Origin of the sequence: Micromonospora sp. LOL_024, from assembly GCF_048060415.1 — a bacterium.
Lineage (GTDB): Bacteria > Actinomycetota > Actinomycetes > Mycobacteriales > Micromonosporaceae > Micromonospora.
In genome coordinates, this window is record NZ_JBHMIS010000085.1 from 1 (window position 1) to 2,500 (window position 2,500).

General features: G+C 56.6%; 2 rRNA genes (1 of these 2 cut by a window edge). Both read right to left on the bottom strand.

Features of this window, described 5'->3' with window-relative positions:
- Position 1 precedes the first annotated feature (1 nt).
- A 5S ribosomal RNA gene (gene rrf / locus ACFHWY_RS27915) occupies positions 2 to 118 on the bottom strand.
- 94 nt (positions 119 to 212) lie between these two features.
- Positions 213 to 2,500: ribosomal RNA gene (locus ACFHWY_RS27920) — 23S ribosomal RNA — on the bottom strand; it runs 824 nt beyond the window's last position.

The following is a 2,500-nucleotide window of genomic DNA, read 5'->3' on the forward strand; positions in this document are numbered from 1 at the left end:
TGTCCGGCGGTGTCCTACTCTCCCACACCCTCCCGGGTGCAGTACCATCGGCGCTGGAGGGCTTAGCTTCCGGGTTCGGAATGTTACCGGGCGTTTCCCCTCCGCCATGACCGCCGTAACTTTATCAACATGTCAAACAACACCACACCAACAACCTGTCGGGGTCTTGTCTGTTTGCTGTGAGTTGCACAGTGGACGCGTAGCAAATCTTTGTTGTCAAGTCCTCGGCCTATTAGTACCGGTCAACTGAACCCGTTACCGGGCTTACATTTCCGGCCTATCAACCCAGTCGTCTAGCTGGGGGCCTTACCCATCCCGAAAGATGGTGGGATACCTCATCTTGAAGCAGGCTTCCCGCTTAGATGCTTTCAGCGGTTATCCCTTCCGAACGTAGCTAACCAGCCGTGCCCCTGGCGGGACAACTGGCACACCAGAGGTTCGTCCGTCCCGGTCCTCTCGTACTAGGGACAGCCCTTCTCAAGTATCCTACGCGCACGGCGGATAGGGACCGAACTGTCTCACGACGTTCTAAACCCAGCTCGCGTGCCGCTTTAATGGGCGAACAGCCCAACCCTTGGGACCTGCTACAGCCCCAGGATGCGACGAGCCGACATCGAGGTGCCAAACCATCCCGTCGATATGGACTCTTGGGGAAGATCAGCCTGTTATCCCCGGGGTACCTTTTATCCGTTGAGCGACACCGCTTCCACACGCAAGTGCCGGATCACTAGTCCCGACTTTCGTCCCTGCTCGACCCGTCAGTCTCACAGTCAAGCTCCCTTGTGTACTTACACTCAACACCTGATTGCCAACCAGGCTGAGGGAACCTTTGGGCGCCTCCGTTACCTTTTAGGAGGCAACCGCCCCAGTTAAACTACCCACCAGACACTGTCCCTGAACCGGATAACGGTCCGAAGTTAGATACCCGAATCAACCAGAGTGGTATTTCAAGATTGCCTCCACACATACTGGCGTATGCACTTCACCGGCTCCCACCTATCCTACACAAATCAACTCAGATACCAATGTCAAGCTATAGTAAAGGTCCCGGGGTCTTTCCGTCCTGCCGCGCGTAACGAGCATCTTTACTCGTAATGCAATTTCGCCGGGCCTGTGGTTGAGACAGTGGGGAAGTCGTTACGCCATTCGTGCAGGTCGGAACTTACCCGACAAGGAATTTCGCTACCTTAGGATGGTTATAGTTACCACCGCCGTTTACTGGCGCTTAAGTTCTCCGCTTCGCCCCGAAGAGCTAACAGGTCCCCTTAACGTTCCAGCACCGGGCAGGCGTCAGTCCATATACATCGAATTACTTCTTCGCATGGACCTGTGTTTTTAGTAAACAGTCGCTTCCCCCTGCTCTCTGCGGCCATACAACGCTCCACCCGCACGGGGCTTCACGTCTCCGGCCCCCCTTCTCCCTAAGTTACGGGGGCAATTTGCCGAGTTCCTTAACCACAGTTCGCCCGATCGCCTCGGTATTCTCTACCTGACCACCTGTGTCGGTTTGGGGTACGGGCCGCTAAGAACTCGCTAGAGGCTTTTCTCGGCAGCATAGGATCACTGACTTCACCTGAATCGGCTCGGCATCACGTCTCAGCCTCATGCACCGCGGATTTGCCTACGGCACGGCCTACACGCTTACCCCGGCACAACCACCGGCCGGGCTCAGCTACCTTCCTGCGTCACCCCATCGCTTGACTACTACCCGCCAGGTTCCCACGCTCCCCACACTCAGTCCGAAGACCTCCTGCAGCTCGGATGGTTAGCACAACGAAGTTCATCAGGGACGCTCTTTCGCGGGTACGGGAATATCAACCCGTTGTCCATCGACTACGCCTCTCGGCCTCGCCTTAGGTCCCGACTCACCCAGGGCGGATTAGCCTGGCCCTGGAACCCTTGGTCATCCGGCGGAAGGGTTTCTCACCCTTCTTTCGCTACTCATGCCTGCATTCTCACTCGTGCCGCGTCCACAACTCGATCACTCGGCTGCTTCACCCCCGGCACGACGCTCCCCTACCCATCCACACACCTGCACCAGCACCCGAAGGCACCAGCGGGGTAAAAATGTGAATGCCACAGCTTCGGCGGTGTGCTTGAGCCCCGCTACATTGTCGGCGCGGAACCACTTGACCAGTGAGCTATTACGCACTCTTTAAAGGATGGCTGCTTCTAAGCCAACCTCCTGGTTGTCTATGCGACCCCACATCCTTTTCCACTTAGCACACGCTTAGGGGCCTTAGCTGGTGATCTGGGCTGTTTCCCTCTCGACTACGAAGCTTATCCCCCGCAGTCTCACTGCCGCGCTCTCACTTACCGGCATTCGGAGTTTGGCTGATTTCGGTAAGCTTGTGGGCCCCCTAGACCATCCAGTGCTCTACCTCCGGCAAGAAACACACGACGCTGCACCTAAATGCATTTCGGGGAGAACCAGCTATCACGGAGTTTGATTGGCCTTTCACCCCTAACCACAGGTCATCCCCCAACTTTTCAACGTTGG